This window comes from Arthrobacter sp. P1_B11 (assembly GCF_056406715.1).
In genome coordinates, this window is sequence record NZ_JBFTZQ010000013.1 from 79,200 (window position 1) to 95,958 (window position 16,759).

At 62.8% G+C, this 16,759-nt stretch carries 16 protein-coding genes; 7 read left to right on the forward strand and 9 right to left on the reverse strand.

What is annotated here, in order from left to right:
* Positions 1-2,804 precede the first annotated feature (2,804 nt).
* Positions 2,805-3,203: a hypothetical protein gene (locus AC1D14_RS12580; RefSeq protein WP_476968580.1), complete on the forward strand. Its 399-nt coding sequence runs from the start codon at positions 2,805-2,807 to the stop codon at positions 3,201-3,203.
* 176 nt (positions 3,204-3,379) lie between these two features.
* Here the strand turns inward: AC1D14_RS12580 and AC1D14_RS12585 are convergent, their stop codons facing one another.
* Positions 3,380-3,652 (reverse strand): DNA gyrase subunit A, encoded by a 273-nt coding sequence (locus AC1D14_RS12585; protein ID WP_476968581.1) that lies wholly within the window; start codon positions 3,650-3,652, stop codon positions 3,380-3,382.
* A 364-nt stretch (positions 3,653-4,016) separates the two neighbouring features.
* Here AC1D14_RS12585 and AC1D14_RS12590 point away from each other — a divergent pair, with 364 nt between their 5' ends.
* The 6 genes from AC1D14_RS12590 (at position 4,017) to AC1D14_RS12615 (ending at position 9,836) form a co-directional block, all read left to right on the forward strand.
* Positions 4,017-4,457 (forward strand): hypothetical protein, encoded by a 441-nt coding sequence (locus AC1D14_RS12590; RefSeq protein ID WP_476968582.1) that lies wholly within the window; start codon positions 4,017-4,019, stop codon positions 4,455-4,457.
* A gap of 255 nt (positions 4,458-4,712) precedes the next feature.
* A complete protein-coding gene (locus tag AC1D14_RS12595; protein WP_476968583.1) occupies positions 4,713-5,354 on the forward strand; it encodes a hypothetical protein in 642 nt (213 codons plus the stop codon).
* A gap of 680 nt (positions 5,355-6,034) precedes the next feature.
* Positions 6,035-6,631 (forward strand): recombinase family protein, encoded by a 597-nt coding sequence (locus tag AC1D14_RS12600; protein ID WP_476968584.1) that lies wholly within the window; start codon positions 6,035-6,037, stop codon positions 6,629-6,631.
* 377 nt (positions 6,632-7,008) lie between these two features.
* Positions 7,009-7,917, forward strand: coding sequence for a DNA-processing protein DprA (gene dprA / locus AC1D14_RS12605; RefSeq protein WP_476968585.1), 909 nt, complete (start codon positions 7,009-7,011; stop codon positions 7,915-7,917).
* Positions 7,918-8,476: 559 nt separating this feature from the next.
* Entirely contained in the window at positions 8,477-9,502 is a 1,026-nt protein-coding gene (locus AC1D14_RS12610; RefSeq protein WP_476968586.1) for a DUF4192 domain-containing protein, read from the forward strand.
* Positions 9,503-9,683: 181 nt separating this feature from the next.
* Complete coding sequence (locus AC1D14_RS12615; protein WP_476968587.1) at positions 9,684-9,836, forward strand: hypothetical protein; 153 nt, start codon at positions 9,684-9,686, stop codon at positions 9,834-9,836.
* A 768-nt stretch (positions 9,837-10,604) separates the two neighbouring features.
* Here the strand turns inward: AC1D14_RS12615 and asd are convergent.
* The 8 genes from asd to AC1D14_RS12655 form a co-directional block, all read right to left on the reverse strand.
* The gene (gene asd, locus AC1D14_RS12620; protein WP_230117527.1) at positions 10,605-11,735 is read right to left on the reverse strand and encodes an aspartate-semialdehyde dehydrogenase; all 1,131 of its coding nucleotides are present in this window, start codon (positions 11,733-11,735) and stop codon (positions 10,605-10,607) included.
* Between the two features lie 76 nt (positions 11,736-11,811).
* On the reverse strand, positions 11,812-12,213 hold the full coding sequence (locus tag AC1D14_RS12625) for a hypothetical protein (protein WP_230117528.1): 402 nt from the start codon (positions 12,211-12,213) through the stop codon (positions 11,812-11,814).
* Positions 12,206-12,853 (reverse strand): hypothetical protein, encoded by a 648-nt coding sequence (locus AC1D14_RS12630; protein ID WP_476882126.1) that lies wholly within the window; start codon positions 12,851-12,853, stop codon positions 12,206-12,208. The genes AC1D14_RS12625 and AC1D14_RS12630 overlap by 8 nt, the downstream gene beginning before the upstream one ends.
* A gap of 9 nt (positions 12,854-12,862) precedes the next feature.
* On the reverse strand, positions 12,863-13,948 hold the full coding sequence (locus AC1D14_RS12635) for a WXG100 family type VII secretion target (RefSeq protein WP_230117530.1): 1,086 nt from the start codon (positions 13,946-13,948) through the stop codon (positions 12,863-12,865).
* A 155-nt stretch (positions 13,949-14,103) separates the two neighbouring features.
* Positions 14,104-14,322, reverse strand: a complete 219-nt coding sequence (locus AC1D14_RS12640) for an NF038396 family protein (protein ID WP_230117546.1) — start codon at positions 14,320-14,322, stop codon at positions 14,104-14,106.
* Between the two features lie 10 nt (positions 14,323-14,332).
* A complete protein-coding gene (locus AC1D14_RS12645; protein WP_476882124.1) occupies positions 14,333-14,917 on the reverse strand; it encodes a dihydrofolate reductase in 585 nt (194 codons plus the stop codon).
* The gene (locus AC1D14_RS12650) at positions 14,914-15,717 is read right to left on the reverse strand and encodes a thymidylate synthase (protein WP_290369718.1); all 804 of its coding nucleotides are present in this window, start codon (positions 15,715-15,717) and stop codon (positions 14,914-14,916) included. The genes AC1D14_RS12645 and AC1D14_RS12650 overlap by 4 nt, the downstream gene beginning before the upstream one ends.
* A gap of 67 nt (positions 15,718-15,784) precedes the next feature.
* Positions 15,785-16,753: an NUDIX hydrolase gene (locus AC1D14_RS12655; protein WP_230117532.1), complete on the reverse strand. Its 969-nt coding sequence runs from the start codon at positions 16,751-16,753 to the stop codon at positions 15,785-15,787.
* Positions 16,754-16,759: the final 6 nt, after the last annotated feature.

Genomic DNA, 16,759 nt, shown 5'->3' on the forward strand with positions numbered 1-16,759 from the left:
ACGACGGCCGCACGAAGCTGGTCATCCAGTACTCACAAGGCGGACCGTGCGACATTGCCAGGGGAATCCTCACTGCCGAAACTTCCACCGCGGTCGCCGTTGTTCCCCTCTATCAGAACGCATATGCGACGCCTTGTAACGCAGTCCTGAAAACACCCGTGAGCACCATTACGCTGGCTAAGCCGCTGGGCGAGCGAGAGCTGCTGCACCTTGCCGACCACGGAACAATGCAGAATCCGACGCCCACACCCTCCAAATGACCTCGGCAAAGTGCTTGCCGGTTACTTTGTTTCCTTCGAGTCGAGGTTCTTTGCAACTCTGGCAGGGAGCTTACCTGTCACGCCCACGGGCTAACGGCAACCGGAATGGGTCCGATGGACTACACCAATCCAAGCTAGTCCCCCGGGCGCAACGGTCCTGCCAGCAGAAAGCGCCAATGGAGCGAATGCACCAACTAGCCACTTGGCCGGATCATGATCCAGACGTAGTCGCTCGACGGTCAAGACGGCTGGTCAAGATCACCCGCCTACGCTCTAGGACCTCGGTAATAACACGCTGCTCGTGGTCATCGAAATACGGGCTGTAGTGCTCACCCGGGGGAGTGATGCTGGGGAGGTTATTGCCGTAGAAGAGCTTGTCGTAGGACTTGTCCGCCTCTGGTCCGCGGTCATCAAGTGATGCATTCACGCTGCGTGCGATGTCACCGAGGAGGTTCCACGCATTCAGCAGCTGCGCGCAGATGTCATCTCATGCCGGCAACTGGAGAAGTTCTTCGATCCCGTCCAGGTTCTGAGGTTCCTCGTTGCCTGCTTCCAAGATGAGGTTGTGTTGCCGGGCCAGCCCCAAAAAGTCCTTTTGAGTGCGGGCCGACACGATCTGGCCCTTAGAGACGAGAACACAATCGGTATCGCCTTCATCGCCAGCCTCGTCGTGTTTTTTGCCACACGAGGCCAAGCCTCTGACCTTGAAATTGAATCCAGTGCGGGTACGACCTCCTCATCCGCGAGATACTATCTGTTGAATTTGCTTTAACGATCTTGAATGGCCGTCGCCGGGATCATACTTTTCCTATGAGTCCAAGGCTTGCTGGTTGTGTAATCATTGTTGCTCTCCTGGCTGCGCTTTCAGCGTGTACCTCCTCCCCGCCACCTTCCGGCGAACTGCCGCCACACCCCACAGGGCGGCCGTCCGCAACGGCCGTGCCTGGCGAGCTCGTTGGCCGCGGATTCGTGCGTCAGGAGGGAAACGAACTGCCCATATTCTGTATGGGCGGCATCGCCACCTCCGATCCACCCTTATGCAGCGGGCCGCCACTCCGCGGCTGGGACTGGTCAAAAGCGGAGGGCGAAGAGACAGTGGGCAACGTGACCTACGGAGACTTCGTGGTCCACGGGACCTGGGACGGAACCAGCTTCACTGTCACAAGACCCCCACGAAAAATCGCGTCAAATGAATCCTGGGGGGAACCGGATCCTCGACAGGATCCACGCAACCCTGGCACCGCGAGCAAAGCCCGTCTGCAACAAATTCAACGCGAGATATGGGAGACGGAGCGACCCGCGGCAGATACACAGGTCGAAAACGGCTACCTCTTCAGGTACGTTCCCTACGACGACGGATCGCTGCAGAGGGCAATGGATAAGCGCTACGGTCCGGGGATTGTCGTGGTCCGATCCCGGCTGAGGCCAACCACCTAGGCGACCGGATCGCAACCCTCAGTGGCACTTTTCGGCATGCGTTAGTGCTCTCCGTCCGTTTATTGGCGGTGACGGCAAGGCCGCATGACAGAATCACTGTGTGGAAATCCCTGAGCCTGTGATTGTGGACTGGCCTTCACTTTTGTTCGCGCTTATCGTTGATTCGCTCCTGGTGTGGGGACCTGCGGTTTCAGTGTTCTTTCTCCTGCCCGCCCACCAAGGCTCGCTTGCCCTTGCGGTGGTGCTTTTGGCCCTGATAGTGAACTGGGCGCTATACGCTCGCGGAACCACTTTGGGAAGCCAACTTGGCGGCTTCCGGCTGCAGACTCGGCGCCGGAAAGCACCGGGGCTTCGCTACGGTCTAGTTCTCACGCTGCTGAGTTTCGCACCCGTACTCGCCCTTGGATTTCTCTTAACGGTTAGCCTCATTGCGGGTAACAACGCTTCCGGTTTCCTTGGCAGACCGCAAAGCCTTCCCATCGTCGGAGCTCGAATCCGTCCACGACGATTCTTACAGGCCGCCGATGACTACTGGGAACGCTGGGCTGACTAGGAACACCAGCGTCAGAGTGATAGATCACCGGACTTGTCCTGGTCCTTCAACGGAACGCTGAACGGAGCAGGGGACTAGCCGAGCTGACCGCTTGCGGCGACGCCGTCACAGTCCGTCAGATAGAGGGCTACGCTGGTGGCCACGAAAGCAGCTCTGAAAAGTCAGGAGATGCAGAATGGCACCAGCAACGTTGTTCGGTTTGGTTCTCGTTGGCACCGGGCTGTTCGTCGTGGCAATATCGCGGCCGCTGGCAAGGAGCGCCGGGATCATACGGACATGGTTCTCCTCAAGCGTGGACGTAGCGTGGCGGACGGAACGCGAGATCCCACGAGTACGTTTGATCGCCGCTTCCTGGATTCTCCTTGGGGCCGGATTCACCATTTACGGCCTCATTACCGGGCGCTAGAGGGCGCTTCGAAGTAACCCGCCCGGATCGCGTATTGCCCGCAGCTAACGGAGACGCACGGCAAAGGAACCCTTCACGGCACAGCTCAGTAGGTCTAGTCCATGATGAGCTGCCGCTCGGGATCGTTGGGGGCTGGTACAACTGATTCATGGGATGGCTGAACAAGTGGTTCGACGAAGCGGATTGGCCGCAGGACCCGCGCCTAGACGTGTTTCGGGATGCTGTGTGGGAGCTGTCCTTGAATGGCGAGGCCATGGGGTGGGTGACCACCGGGGTTGCTCCCATGCGAGGGTTCCCCTTCTTCTGGCTCAAGGAGGAGCGAATGTGGTCGCAGGTGCACTGGCTGGGTGGTGAGCACGATTACCTGGAAGAGGACTACGGTCCTGAATGGCCTGTCGCTGAGGAACTGCGACGCGGGCACTTTGTCACCACCGATCCTCGAGACGGGCTGGAAGCAACTTTCGACGCAGCCGCTGTTACCGGACCAGCGCGTGACCGCCTGTGGGTGCAGTTGGATCACGGCGTGGAACCGTACAGCCGGAAATAGGTACAGTCCGCCCGATGGTCCCCTTCAGGAGGAAACACGTGTGGAGGCCCGAAATAGGGAACCTCAACCGGGCCACTTTCCTTGGTCTACTCCAAAGGGGGCGGAAGCCGGATCGCTGAGCCGCAGCACCTCTATCGGGGACGAGGAACTAATGATCGACGGAGAACAGGAAGTCCTCAGCGGCCATTAGGCAACTTTGATCTAAGTTCTTCTGCACGGGAAGCGATGGCCTGACGCTGGTCTCGGGTGAATCTTCTAGCCTGCAGGTCGAGGACTGCCCGGCTGCCCAACTCTCCCACACCCAACAGCTGACCCACCCGTCGCATTGCTTCGTCCCTGTCCTCTGAATCCTCAATCATCTGGAAGACCTCGTCACGCCGATCCATCGCCTGTACCAGGGCATCGAGGATCATCAATTCTTGCCTGGTCTCCCGCTCATCCTCACCCATGCGGCGATTCTTGCACGACGGAAGTCACAGGGCATTGCGTCCAGTTGAGATTGCAGAAGAAACGCTGATCGGGACAAGGTCTCGTCCTATGCCATGACAACTCCTGCCATTCGACTTAGGACCGTAGGACTACCATGTGGGAATGAAGACGCCGGCGCGATCAACTCTCCCTTCCTGGCTTTCTGAAATGCGCGGTGGAAATGCTAGAACGGAACTCACTGTGTCTGAGTTCTTTCCATTGGACTTTCCGGCATTTTGCCGGGTCTTCAACCCTGCCCGCGCCCCCGGAGTCTCCAGGAGGTGGACAGAAGTGGCTGGAACGACCGCCACGATTACCGGTCGGACGCAATGGTGGGATGTAGCCATGCAGCCCGGACCCTCCGAACTGCCCCGCGTGGACCCAATAATGGGCGGTATTGACCTGGACGTAGCGACCGCGTTGGCCTCCATGCTGGGTGAACACACCCAGACTCCAGATTCTGTCTATTTTCTTGCGTGGGAGGGTTACGCCGACCTGAACGATGCCTACCGTGGTTCGGGCACTATCCTTGGCACCTACGGCAGGCAAATGCACGTGCGGCATGGTTCGCTTGCAGACGTGGGCGCAGTTGCAGCGGCTCGCGGCACGGACATGCCTCTCTGGTGGATCCCCGAGGACAGTTCCTGGGCAGTCGGCAACGACATCTATGCACGCAGCGCGTATGTAGGCGGATCTGCAGAGTGCATCGACGACGTACTCCAGCAACCCGTGCTCGAGACCGCTCAAGTGGCAGCAAGCGAGCAAGTAGTCGCGGAGGATTATTAAATAGCGAGGGTTTGCTGCCCCAACGTCTGCCAGCGGCTCCGCTATACGGTTCGAGGAACCCTTCACGGCACAAGTCGTTAGGTCTAGTCCATTCTCCTGCGGGAACCCATAGCGGGATGGTTGCGGCGCGAGCGGGGAACCATCAGCGAATGCAGGGCGCTGATCAGTACGCAGCTTCAAACCCACGGACCATACTGATATTGAGCTGCGCCAAGCACGGCAGTTCCTCACTTCAAACTATGCTGGGGCGGGCCGATGAAGAACTACACGATGGAAGACAGCTTCACGGTCGCTGAAGACGCCAATCTTCTATCTGGCCGCATAGCCAATCACCTAGGTGCCGTTGGACTGCGGCCGAATCAAACTCAGAACGGTATTGAAGTCCGCGCCGGATCAGACACTCTATTTCGTCTTTTGGGCACCCTCTTGGGCTTCAGACGTTTTCCTGTCGGACTCGAAGTGGTGGTCAGCTCGGATGAGGAAGGAACCAGGGTCATTTCTTCCGCCTACGACCGCCTCGGGTGGTACGTCACCAAAAAGCTCTTCTGGGGAGAAGACAACCTCAACCGCAGACTCACCGACCTGCTGAATGAAGTCCGAACCGCAGCCGGGCAACCCATGCTTTCCCAACGAACCGCAGCCTTTAATCCCACCCATGCTGACGACATGATCAGCCGGTTCATGAAGCCGATTGATTCCATTTGGCGCCTGATCTTGGCCTGCGTTCTCGTCTTTGCAGCATCCTTTGGTTTGTCGCTATTGGCCATTTGGTTGCTGCCAGCGGGAGAAGTTATTGGAAATATCCTGCGAGCCATTGCGGCCGTCATCTCTGCGCTATTGATCCTGGCGTATGCCAGCAGGCAAACTTCCTCGAGTTCTGGAAAAGTTCAGAAGTAGTATCGCTGGTGTTCGACCGCGTCGAGTATGAAGCCGCCCTGAATCATACAACTAAACAATTACGCCGCAGCTTCTTGCCCTGCACTAGCTGAGCCCCAGTCGGATCACCGTAGTCCGATTCTAGATGTCCGTCCGGTCAAAGATCGCGAGCCCCCGAGGCGTTAAAAAACGTCCGAAAGAGGCCTGTCCGCATAACGTCCCGTAAGCCGGTCGAGGTAAGGGCGCATCGGCTCGCGTTGTCGCCCCGAGATGAGCGCGGGTCTCGGAGTGCCCCTTATGCCCTGCCCGATTAGTCGCCCGGAGAAGGTCCGCGAACTGGAGCAAGGCTTATGTCTCGAAACCCTTGGGAAACGAGACGCCTCACCGAGGGAATGGACGTCTGACCTGCACAGTCGCAGATTTTTTACGAAAACTTGGACGCGCGATGGCAAGGGCGATTCCCGTAACTATGTCTCATAACCTCGAAGCAAAAATCGAGTACCCATCCTTAGTTATGAGACAGGTGAGCGGCGTCGCCTCGCGTCTTGAAAAACAACAGCTTTTCGAGACATGCCATCGGGCTCATCTGGAGCCCAGTCAAGTGGGCGGAAACACCGGGCTGTCCGCGTCTCGTAAAGTCGTCTCACTGAAAGTCGTCTCGCTGGGGGCACGTTGGTGGCTTTTCGAGTCAGAATTGCTTTGTGAGGCTACTGGGTTATACCCGCGTGAGTACTTCAGGCCAGGATGCCCAGCTCCAGCTGGGCGCGCTGGTTGCCGCTGGTGTGCAGAAACGTGACGTCTTTGCCGATGTGACTTCCGGTAGCAAGACGGCGATCGAGCGGCCCGGTATGAAAAGGCTCCTCGAGTATGCCGAGGAAGGCGACACCGTTGTTGTGTGGCGTGTCGACCGCTTGGGCCGGTCGCTGATCGACGTGCTGAACACGGTGGCCCTGCTGCGCGGCCGCGGTGTCCACGTGCGGTCCATCGCTGATGGCATCGACCCGGCAACCTCGACCGGCCGGCTGATGTTGAACATGCTCGCCACCCTTGCCGAGTATGAGCGCGAGCTCATCATCGAGCGGGTCAATGCCGGCATCTCCGCAGCACGACAAAACGGCACACGCTTCGGCCGGCCGCTGTCGGACCCGACCGTCATCGCAGACAAACTCGCGATCGCCCTGGACGCCCGCGCCAAGGGGCGCACCGCCGAGGACGCCGCGCGTCTCGTTGGCTGGAGCCGCGCAACGCTCTACCGCCACCAGCAAGCCCGTGCTGCACGCGAGAGCACCACAACGTAGCCCGGAATCCACGCGCTGTCTGAAGACTCCGCTTTCCGGCCTCGCTTAGCTAGCGCCCAGGTCTACTGCACGGACCTCGCTTCGCTCGGGCTGTAGAAGCGTTTTTCTGTTTTTGCTGCTGTCCTCCGGATCGTACGTGCCCGCTCCACCGGTTCAACCGTCCTGCGGACGGCTGCGCAGCTGATGCCTTGTGTCGGCGCTTCGCTTATTTCCTCCCACAACCCATCCACTGCTTGCCCTTCGGGTTGCCCCGGCTCCGACGGGCACAGCTACGCGCTGCTCCGCCAGCAGGCAAAAACAACCGGGGGAGAGGGAAAGCTGGCCGGTCACCAAAGCCGCCCCACGCACCGGATCCTCAGCAAAGGACGAGAGAAACCATGAATGATCGCATTGCACGCGCAGCCCTGACCCGACTCTTCGAACCCGGCGACCGTGTCGGTCGGGCCCTCGTGGGTAGGCTCGGCGCGTACGCCGCGTTGAGGCTTGCCACCGGTGCGCAGCCCGTACACGCCATTCCGGAGGCCACGGTCGAAGAACTGTCAGAGGCGTTGAAGCGCTGGGCTCCGCGGGTTCCGGAGGTCGACGCGGAGAAGGACCTGGCCACCATCGAACGCCTGGGCGGCGGCTTCCTCATCCCGGGGGATGAACACTGGCCGGAAGGCTTGGACGATCTGCCCGACGCCCCGTACGGGCTGTGGTACCGGGGCAACATCGACAACGGCATCCCGGCACCTTCCCGATGCGTAGCCCTGACCGGTTCCCGGGACTCGACCAGCTACGGCGCCTCGGTTACAGGGGATATGGCATACGGGTTGGCCCAACGTGGAATCTGCGTCATCTCAGGGCTGGCCTATGGCATCGATGCGCACGCACACCGGGCCGCGTTGGCCGGGAGCCAGGGACAAGGACCGGCGACCCTTGCGGTACTGGCCGGAGGCCTTGACCGTGACTACCCGTCCGGTAACGCAGACCTCGCGGCCGCGATTCGCAGCAACGGCCTGACGCTCTCCGAGCTCCCGCCCGGTTCCGCCCCGACCCGGCACAGGTTCCTGCAGAGAAACCGCATCATCGCCGCCCTCGCCGGGGTGACCTGTGTCGTGGAAGCCCGCTGGCGCTCAGGGGCGCTGAACACCGCACACCACGCCGAAACCATTGCCCGGCATGTCGCGGCCGTCCCCGGGAGCGTGCACAGCGCCAACTCGGCAGGATGCCACCGGCTCCTGAATGAAGGCGCGGCGGTGCTGGTCTCCGATGCGGCCGAAGTGGCCGAACTCCTCGCAGACTAGTCCTTTCAGGTGGCCGTCCCGTTGCCGGGGCGGTCACCGCTGGCGGTCCGCCGTCGTGGCCGGCTTGGCGGTGGGTCGGCTGCGGCGGACCGCCATTCGCACACTCAGTGCCGGCGCCCCGGGGGCATGCGGCCGCCGATGCCAGGGACGCCGAAAGAAGACCCGGGGTACTGGCAGGGGGTTCGCAGGGCTCACCAGGAAAAGGGCGTCCGCTGACGCGGCCGACTGTGGGTCCAGTGCCGGCTCCGCAGGGCTCCGCCGCCCCTGGCCCTGTTCTGTCTACGACGTTTTGGCTGCTGTCCTTCGGATTGTACGTGTCCGCTCCGGCCCTTCTAGCCCCTCCTTCGTCGGCGCCCGCGGTGCACGAATTTCCCTGCGGCGCTCCTTCGTCGCTGATTTCCTCCGGGAATTTCCCGCCCCTTGCCCTGCGGGTAGACAGGCCTCCGTCGGCCACAGCTCCGCAAGCTTCGCCAGCAGCCAAAACAACGGGGGGAGAGGGGACGCTGGCCGGTCACCAAAGCCGCCCCACCCACCTATTCCTCAGCAAAGGACTTTCAACATGAACGACGCAATCCGCATCTCCAGCCCCGCCGACATCCTCGGTTTCATCCCGCACTCCCTCGGGTTCGTGCCGCGGGAATCCTTTGTGTTCCTGACCATGCGGGGCAAGACGCTGGGCGCGACACTCCGCGTCGACGCCCCCGCGTTCGCGGAACCCGCCGGTTTCGCCCGCTCCATGGTGGACTACGTCGCACTGGACACTCAGGCCACGGCGGTGCTGCTGGCCATTTACACGGCCAGCACTCCCGCGCTCGGGCAGCCCCGCCCCTTCCACGACCACGTCGAGGCCGTCATTGAGGCGCTGGACAGCGCAGGTACCGCGCTGCGGGACGCGTGGCTGGTCACCCCGTCGCACTGGCAAAACCTGCTGTGCGACAGTGACGCCGGGTGCTGCCCGCCCGAATCGCTGGAATCCATCACGGACGGGCAATTGAACGCGGAACTGGTGTTCCGTGGCAGCAGCTACCAAAAGACGCCCGGCACCAGCTACGCACCGTTCGCAGGCCCGGCAGACAGGGAGGAGCAGATCCGTCACGCGCTCCCGGGAGTGCTCGGCGCGGAGCTGCGTCCGGGCCGGGAACTGTGGGCAGCGGCCCTGACCCGTGGCGGTTGGATGGATCCGGAAACGGCGGTGGAGCTGCTGGCGTGCTTCCAGCGCCCGGACCTGCGGGACACGTTGTTTTGCAACGTGATCGACCCGGAGCTGCCGGACGCCGAAGGAAGCGGGAATCTGCTCGTGGGGGAGGGTATCGCCCCGGACTGGAACCGCGTGGACCGGGCGCAGGAAACCGTCCGGGACCTCCTCGACGCCGCGCCGGAAGGCTACCGGGCGCCCCTGCTGACCTTGATCGGGTGGCTGGCGTACCTCAAAGGCCAGTCGTCAGTAGCTGGAGACCACTTCAAACTGGCTCTGGCTGACACACCGGGTTACCGGCTCGCGGAACTGATGGACCAGCTGGTGAGCCGGGGAACCATCGCCCCCGTCGCCAAGAACCAGGACACCGCCTACAAGCGGCACCGCTAGATGGGTGGGGGCCGGGCCGGTAACGGCTCCGGCCCCTTGGGTGCGGTGGCGGCCTCCCCCGCATGCGCTCCTCCGGCCGCCGATCACGCTGCCGCGGGCGCAGCCCCAGAAGCCGGAAACGGCCGGACGCCGGGCTACAGTGGAAAAGGAACACGATCCACTAAGAGCCTGGGGGCAGCACATGAGCCACGAGTACATCCTCACGGATGATGACGCCGCACCCGCCGATGCGACCCATGCCCAGGACATCCTCGAGCTCTCGATGTTGACCATGCCGCAGCCAGGCGCCCCCATCGCTGATATCTCTTGGGAGAAATCCCCGCTGGACCTATAACTTGATGCAGCAATGACGCTGCAGCACTGGTTTTCCTTTTGCTGAGGGAAAAACTGAGGCCGGCCCCAAGGGGCCGGCCTCAGCCCTTTAAAACGCTGAAAAGGGCCTCGCTCCGCTCGGGCTGTGAAGCACTTTTCAGTTTTGGCTGCTGTCCTTCGGATTGTACGTGTCCGCTCCGGCCCTTCTAGCCCCTCCTTCGTCGGGGCCCGCGGTGCACGAATTTCCCTGCGGCGCTCCTTCGTCGCTGATTTCCTCCGGGAATTTCCCGCCCCTTGCCCTGCGGGTAGACAGGCCTCCGTCGGCCACAGCTCCGCAAGCTTCGCCAGCAGCCAAAACAACGGGGGGAGAGGGGACGCTGGCCGGTCACCAAAGCCGCCCCACCCACCAGCGAAACAACCTGGCCCGCACCCGCCTTCCAGCCGCTTGACAAGACATAGAAGCGTCGGGGGAGGAGGGAAGCTGGCCGGTCAGCCAGGCCGCCGCCGCCCCACCTGGAAGGAACACAACCATGAGCGAAAAGAAGTCTCGCGAGCCCTACTCGGGAACGCCGAGCGAGAGGGGGCCGCCCCTAACCGACCCGCAGGAGTCCGTTGACAACATCATTGAGATTCGTTCGGGATGAGTGGCAGCACCTGGACGCACCCGCCGAGCCGAGGCGTCGGGTGCTCGCCACCCTGGCAAGGGCCGACACACAAAGGCGGCCCCGCACCGCATGAGCGGTCCCTGAGCGGGTCCGTTCGTGCGGGGCAGGGCCGCCTGAGGGGGTGGCTAAAGAGTCCCGGTGGCGATGTTCAGCATGCGCCGCAGGGGCTCAGCCGCACCCCAGAGAAGCTGGTCGCCCACGGTGAAGGCGCTGATGTACTGCGGCCCCATCTCGAGCTTGCGGATGCGACCCACGGGAATGTCCAACGTGCCCGAGGCTGCCACCGGAGTGAGCTCAGCCATCGAGGCTTCCTTGCTGTTGGGCACAACCTTGGCCCACTCGTTGTCCTCGTCAAGCAGCTTCTCGATCTCGGCGACGGACAGGTCTTCGCGCAGCTTGAGCGTGAGCGCCTGTGAGTGGGAGCGCATGGCGCCGATCCGGATGCACAGTCCGTCCATAATGACGTGGTTCTCGTCGGAGGTACCGAGGATCTTGTTGGTCTCCACCCCGGCCTTCCACTCTTCCTTGGACTGGCCGTTGCCCAGGTCCGCGTCAATCCAGGGGATCAGGGACCCAGCCAGCGGCACACCGAACTGTGTGGCGTCGACGCCTGTGCGCTGGTGGGCAAGCACCTTGCGGTCGATGTCCAGAATGGCCGACGCTGGGTCGTTAAGTTCCGTGCTGACCTCGGCATTGAGCGTGCCAAACTGGCTGAGCAGTTCGCGCATGTGCCGGGCGCCGCCGCCGGACGCCGCCTGGTAGGTCATGGACGTGCCCCACTCGACGAGGCCGTTCTTGAACAGTCCGCCAAGGCCCATGAGCATGCAGGACACGGTGCAGTTGCCGCCGATGAAGTCCTTGGTGCCGTTGACGAGGCCCTTGTCGATGACGTCGCGGTTGATGGGGTCCAGCACGATGATCGAGTCGTCGTTCATGCGCAGGGTGGACGCGGCGTCGATCCACAGGCCATCCCAGCCGCGGCTGCGCAGCTCGCCGTGGACCTGCTTGGTGTAGTCCCCGCCCTGGGCGGTGACGATAATCGGCAGCTTGGCCAGCGTCTCGACGTCGAACGCGTCCTCGAGCTTGCCTGCCCCTTCAGCGAAGGAGGGGGCGGCACCTCCCGCGTTCGAGGTGGAAAAAAACACCGGGTTGATGGTGGCGAAGTCGCCCTCATCCTGCATGCGCTGCATCAGGACGGAACCGACCATGCCACGCCAACCGACAAGTCCAACGGACGGAGTAGCTGCTGTAGTCATTCGTTCAGTTTAGACTTCGGAACCGGCACGGCGCAGTCGGTTACGTCACTCCCTGCCCGCGATCGGAATGGCGACGTTACGCAACCGGCCGGGCAAGATTGCGGGCCTTGCGAAGCTTCTCTGCCCGTCGCTCCTTGAAATAGCTGGCCCAAGCGAAAGTGAAGGGAAAGAGGCAGGCGGGAAAGACCCACCATATTTCGCCAAGAATGTGCCACGAACCCTGGATGGCGATCTGGACGACGCCGTAAATGAGGCCTCCCAGGCAGGCAGTGAGGAGGATGGCGAGGAAGAGCAGGCCGCCGGAGCTGTTCACGGGCTTGACCAAGCCGCCGCCGTCGTCTTTGCGAACACCGTATTCGGCTGGCGTGTAGCCCACCATCTCGCCATTCTCCGCCCTGCGGTAGATCAGCTGGCCGTCTGATGGGCTGGACGGCACGTAGCCCGGTTCCTGGGGTACTCCCTCACTTCGCCTAGCCACGGGCATCTTCAATCGCTGCCAGAAGCCCGGCGTCGTCCAGGCCCGGGGATTCGGCGACCTCGTCCTTGTCGAAGTCCGGGATGCCGGTAGTCCAGGTCTCACCTTCACGCCGGATCAGCAGGTGCCGTTCGGCGTCGAGCGTCTTGAAAACGAGGTAGGCGGAACCGCCGTCGTTCTGCTCGACATGCCGGCGGACGACACGAAGCGTCGCCTCTGCGGAAGTAATGGCGGGATCCTGGGCGAAAACGAACCAGGTCCCCAGCAGCCGGGGCTGAAGCATCAGCGCCACCCCGGGTGCCTCCAGCAGCACCACGTTGTCCATGGCATCGCCGGTCAGAAGCGAGATCTCGGTCCACGTGGTCGCCTTGCCGAGGGCGGTAGCCACAGCCGCCGCGACGCCGGTCACTCCCAGGTCACCGTCCTCATCCACCGAGGCCAGATCCCGCGCCATCAGCGAGGAAGCCCCGGCCGTGGACAGCGTCACATCATCCACGACCTCCTCGGCGCGGAAAACGCTGACGGAACGGTCCCTGGCCGGCCCCTCAAACACGTTGAGCAGGTAGGCAAACTCGCCCACGCCGAACCCGATGACGTCGATGCCGAGCCTGGGCTCCTGCTGGGTTTCGTCCTGAACACTCATATTCGTCTCCTAGTCGCCGATTCCGAAGAACTTGCCTACGGACTTGCCCGCGTCCACAACCGAATCCTTCGTGTCGCTGACGAACTTTCCGGGATCCTTCACCGCGTTGACGATCCCCTCGCCAACATTTTTGCCCACGCTGCTGATGGTGTCCCAATTCTCATAGACGGCGATTCCGACGCTGGCGACCTGGCAGACGGTTCCTGCCGGAGGCGGCAAAAAGCAGCCGACGCCGAGGGCAGTCTTTCCGGCCCCCACAAGGCCTCCCTTGATGTCGCCGTCGGAAAAGCTCTTGACGGAGTCGTAGGCACTGAAGCCGACGCCCGCCCAGCCCAGCGTGCGCGCGACGCCGGACTTGCCGAGCCACTCGAGCTTGGTGCCCGCGCCGAGCCAGGGCTTTTCCGCGAACACCCCTTCGAACCTGCCCAGCGGGCCGACGTACTTATTCAGGTTCTTCAGGGAAGCAATGTCGGTCGCCTTATCGATCAGGCCGATGCCGCGGTTGGCAGCCGAAGATCCCTTAAGCAGATCATCCAGGGCTGGATTGCCAAGCAGTCTGTGAGCGGCAAAGCCGGGGCCGCCGATCCGGTGGCTCCCTTGGAGGAAGGACTTGATGAACTCTGCGCGCTGATTCTTCAAAACCCAGCCGTACTGTCCGGCGTGCTTGGCCAGGGTGAGCGGGGCCTTGATGAACTTTTGGATGGTCATGCCCGCCTTCAGCATCCCAAATCCGCCGAGCAGCACACCGCCAACGGAGAACCCGCCCGCGCCGCCGGCCGGGCCACCCAGCGAGCCCGGACCGCCCAAGGTACCGGGGCCGCCGGCGTTGCTGGCCTTCTCCTGCTCGTTGGCGTTTTCGAGCAGTTTCCTGGATTCTTCCTTCAGTGCGCGGGCTGTTCTCTGGATGAGGGCCCGGTGGCTGCCGTTCCAGTCCGAGCGGAACTGCGTCGCGTCGTTGCCCTTCCACGAAGGGTTGTTGTTGATCTGGTTGGTCAGCTGCGAAGACTGCTGCAACAGGTTGTCGGACACCTTTCCGAACTGCTGAGCGAGCGTGCGCAGCTGCGCAACGTCCGAGCCCCACAAGTTGCCTGCCACTGTGGCACCATCCCCCAAAATCTGAACGTTCTGCGTCTGAACGGTTGCTGCCGAGTCCTGCCAACACTGTAATGGCGGTGTGCCGCCGCCGCGATGGGCAGCGCTCCCCATCGCCGGTCGCCGTCGGCGGCCCAGAGCCGACGGCGGTCCCGGAGCTACCGGGGGTCGGTCTCCTCAAGGAGGGCACTCTTGCGGGCGCGCAGGGCAAAGAAGGCGCCGAAGGCAAATACCTGGGTTACGACAACCAGGACGATGATGCCCGCGATCTTGTTGCCGCCAAGGATCATGGTCAGCCCAACGATCGCGGACAGCAGGGCGAGCAGCGGCAGCAGCATGTAGCCCAGCACGAACAGGGTTTCGGGTTTTCTGAGCATCTGCATTCGTCTAACCTTCCGTCCGGTTCCACTGTGTGAACCGGTAGCGGGTGCCGTTGGCCGCGGTCAGCCAGCCTTCGCTGGGTACTGAGTCTTCCGGAACCCACGCCGCGTTGAGTTCGGGGGCGTGCGTGTCGCCATCGGCCTCCATATCAATGGTGGTGACTACGGCAATATTGGCGATCTCCGTGGACTGCTCGAAGATCTCGCCGCCGCCCACAATCCAGACCGCCTCGAAGCCGGGTGCAAACTGCGACTCGAGGAGGGCATCATCAAGGGACTTGACGACGACGGCGCCCTCCGCCTCGGGCGTGCGGGCCCAGTCTTCCTGCCGGGTAATGACGATATTGGTCCGGTTGGGGAGGGGGCGGTACTTCTCCGGGAAGGACAGCCAGGTCTTGCGGCCCATAATGACGGGATGTCCGCTGGTCACCTTGGTGAAGTGCTTCAGGTCTTCGGGCAGGTGCCACGGCATATCGCCGGCGTTGCCGATCACCCCGGCTGTAGTTTGTGCCCAAACCAGCCCGATCCCGGTCATGTTTGCCGCGATGTTCTCGCTGAAGGTCTGGGGATCCATGGTCTCTTCGGCACTCATACTGCGATCGGCGCCTTGATTGTGGGGTGGTGGCGGTATCCCACCACTTCAAAGTCGTCCAGCGTGTAATCGAAGATCGAGGCCGGCTTGCGCGTGATTTTCAGCTGCGGATACTCGTAGGGCTCCCGCTCCAGCTGTTTCAGGACTTGGTCCATGTGGTTTTCGTAGATGTGGACATCGCCGCCGGTCCAGACGAATTCGCCGGGCTCCAGGCCGGTCTGCTGGGCCAGCATGCAGGTCAACAGCGCATAGGAGGCGATGTTGAACGGGACACCCAGGAACATGTCCGCCGACCGCTGGTACAGCTGGCAGGACAGCTTGCCGTCGGCGACGTAGAACTGGAAGAACGCGTGGCAGGGCGGCAGCGCCATGTCCTTCAGCTCGGCCACGTTCCAGGCCGACACGATGTGCCGGCGGGAATCCGGGTTGGCCTTCAGGTTTTCGACGAGCTCCGTGATCTGGTCGATGTGGCCACCGTCGGGAGTGGGCCAGCTGCGCCACTGGACGCCGTAGACCGGGCCGAGTTCGCCGTCGGCGTCAGCCCATTCATTCCAGATGGTCACGCCCTGGTCCTGCATCCACTTCACGTTGGTGTCGCCGCGCAGGAACCACAGCAGCTCAACGGCGACGGACTTGAAGTGCACGCGCTTCGTGGTGATGAGCGGGAAGCCCTCGCCCAGGTCAAAGCGGATTTGGCGTCCGAAGACGCTGCTGGTGCCGGTACCGGTGCGGTCGGATTTATGCGTGCCGTTTGCCATGACATCGCGCAGAAGGTCTTCATAGGGCGTTGGGATGTTCACGCGTCCAGTCTAGTGGGAACAGCTTGGGGGTGCGGGGCCCCCGGGGCGGCGGCACGGTCAGCAGCTTTCAGTCGTCGAACGGCTTGAACTGCTCCACGGCCACGATCTTGCTCTTGCTGCTGTGCGCCACGTGGCAGATGATCATTTCCCCCGGGGCGAGGTACGGGTCGGCCACCGGAAGCACGCCCTTCAGCCTGGTGTTCATGTAGACGCCCAGCTGGCTCAGGACGGTAGGCAGTGCGGGCCGGTGGGTGCACAACACTACGGCGCGCTGCTTATCGAACAGGGACTCAATCGTGGCGGCCGTCTTCTTGGGATTGCGTGCGTGCCGGTGCTCTGTCAGCGCATCCACCAGCTTCACTTTTGCGTCCGTGGCCTTGGCGTACGGGGCGATCGTGGCGACGCAGCGCTGCCAGGGGCTGCTGACCACCCGAAGGGGCTTCCAGGCGTGGAGCAGCCTCCGCACGGCCTGGGCCTGGCGCACGCCGGTGGCTGCCAGCGGCCGCTCGCCTTCGGCCTTCGTCCACGACGACCTAGGCTTCGCCTTGGCATGGCGCACGATCACCAGGGGCCAGGTGTGCAGTTCCATCCGGGCATGGGCCGCCGCCAGGTACTCGAGCGGCCCGATGTCGGAGGGGTTGGACAGCAGTGAAGCAGCCTTCTCCGGGGTGCACCACATCACGCTGTCCACCTCCTTGCCGTCAGGCCGCAGCGGAGCGCCGTTCACTTCCACGGCCCAGTAGTGCACAACCTTCAGCCCGCTGGCCACGTGGTAGTGGATGGGCGGCAGCGGAATCCCCAGGGGTGCCTGGAGCCCGATCTCTTCCTCCACCTCGCGGACGGCGCACTCGGGGACCGTTTCGCCGGCGTCGAGTTTGCCTTTCGGCCAGGACCAGTCGTCGTACCGGGGCCGGTGGATCAGCAGGACTTCCAGCTGGTCCTTCCTGATCCGCCACGGCAAGGCGCCAGCCGCCGTGACGGCAACCGGCTCGCCCGGGTGATCGGTCTGGTCGGCTATCGGTGAATCGCTCTTCAAACCCGT

What these genes read in the sequence shown, in the direction of transcription:
- AC1D14_RS12630 (WP_476882126.1), bottom strand. Translation starts at nt 12,853, where the DNA reads ATGAGTGTTCAGGACGAAACCCAGCAGGAGCCCAGGCTCGGCATCGAC.
- AC1D14_RS12610 (WP_476968586.1), top strand. Translation starts at nt 8,477, where the DNA reads ATGAACGACGCAATCCGCATCTCCAGCCCCGCCGACATCCTCGGTTTC.
- AC1D14_RS12640 (WP_230117546.1), bottom strand. Translation starts at nt 14,322, where the DNA reads ATGCTCAGAAAACCCGAAACCCTGTTCGTGCTGGGCTACATGCTGCTG.
- AC1D14_RS12595 (WP_476968583.1), top strand. Translation starts at nt 4,713, where the DNA reads ATGAAGAACTACACGATGGAAGACAGCTTCACGGTCGCTGAAGACGCC.
- dprA (WP_476968585.1), top strand. Translation starts at nt 7,009, where the DNA reads ATGAATGATCGCATTGCACGCGCAGCCCTGACCCGACTCTTCGAACCC.
- AC1D14_RS12590 (WP_476968582.1), top strand. Translation starts at nt 4,017, where the DNA reads ATGCAGCCCGGACCCTCCGAACTGCCCCGCGTGGACCCAATAATGGGC.
- AC1D14_RS12615 (WP_476968587.1), top strand. Translation starts at nt 9,684, where the DNA reads ATGAGCCACGAGTACATCCTCACGGATGATGACGCCGCACCCGCCGAT.
- AC1D14_RS12585 (WP_476968581.1), bottom strand. Translation starts at nt 3,652, where the DNA reads ATGGGTGAGGATGAGCGGGAGACCAGGCAAGAATTGATGATCCTCGAT.
- AC1D14_RS12645 (WP_476882124.1), bottom strand. Translation starts at nt 14,917, where the DNA reads ATGAGTGCCGAAGAGACCATGGATCCCCAGACCTTCAGCGAGAACATC.
- asd (WP_230117527.1), bottom strand. Translation starts at nt 11,735, where the DNA reads ATGACTACAGCAGCTACTCCGTCCGTTGGACTTGTCGGTTGGCGTGGC.
- AC1D14_RS12580 (WP_476968580.1), top strand. Translation starts at nt 2,805, where the DNA reads ATGGGATGGCTGAACAAGTGGTTCGACGAAGCGGATTGGCCGCAGGAC.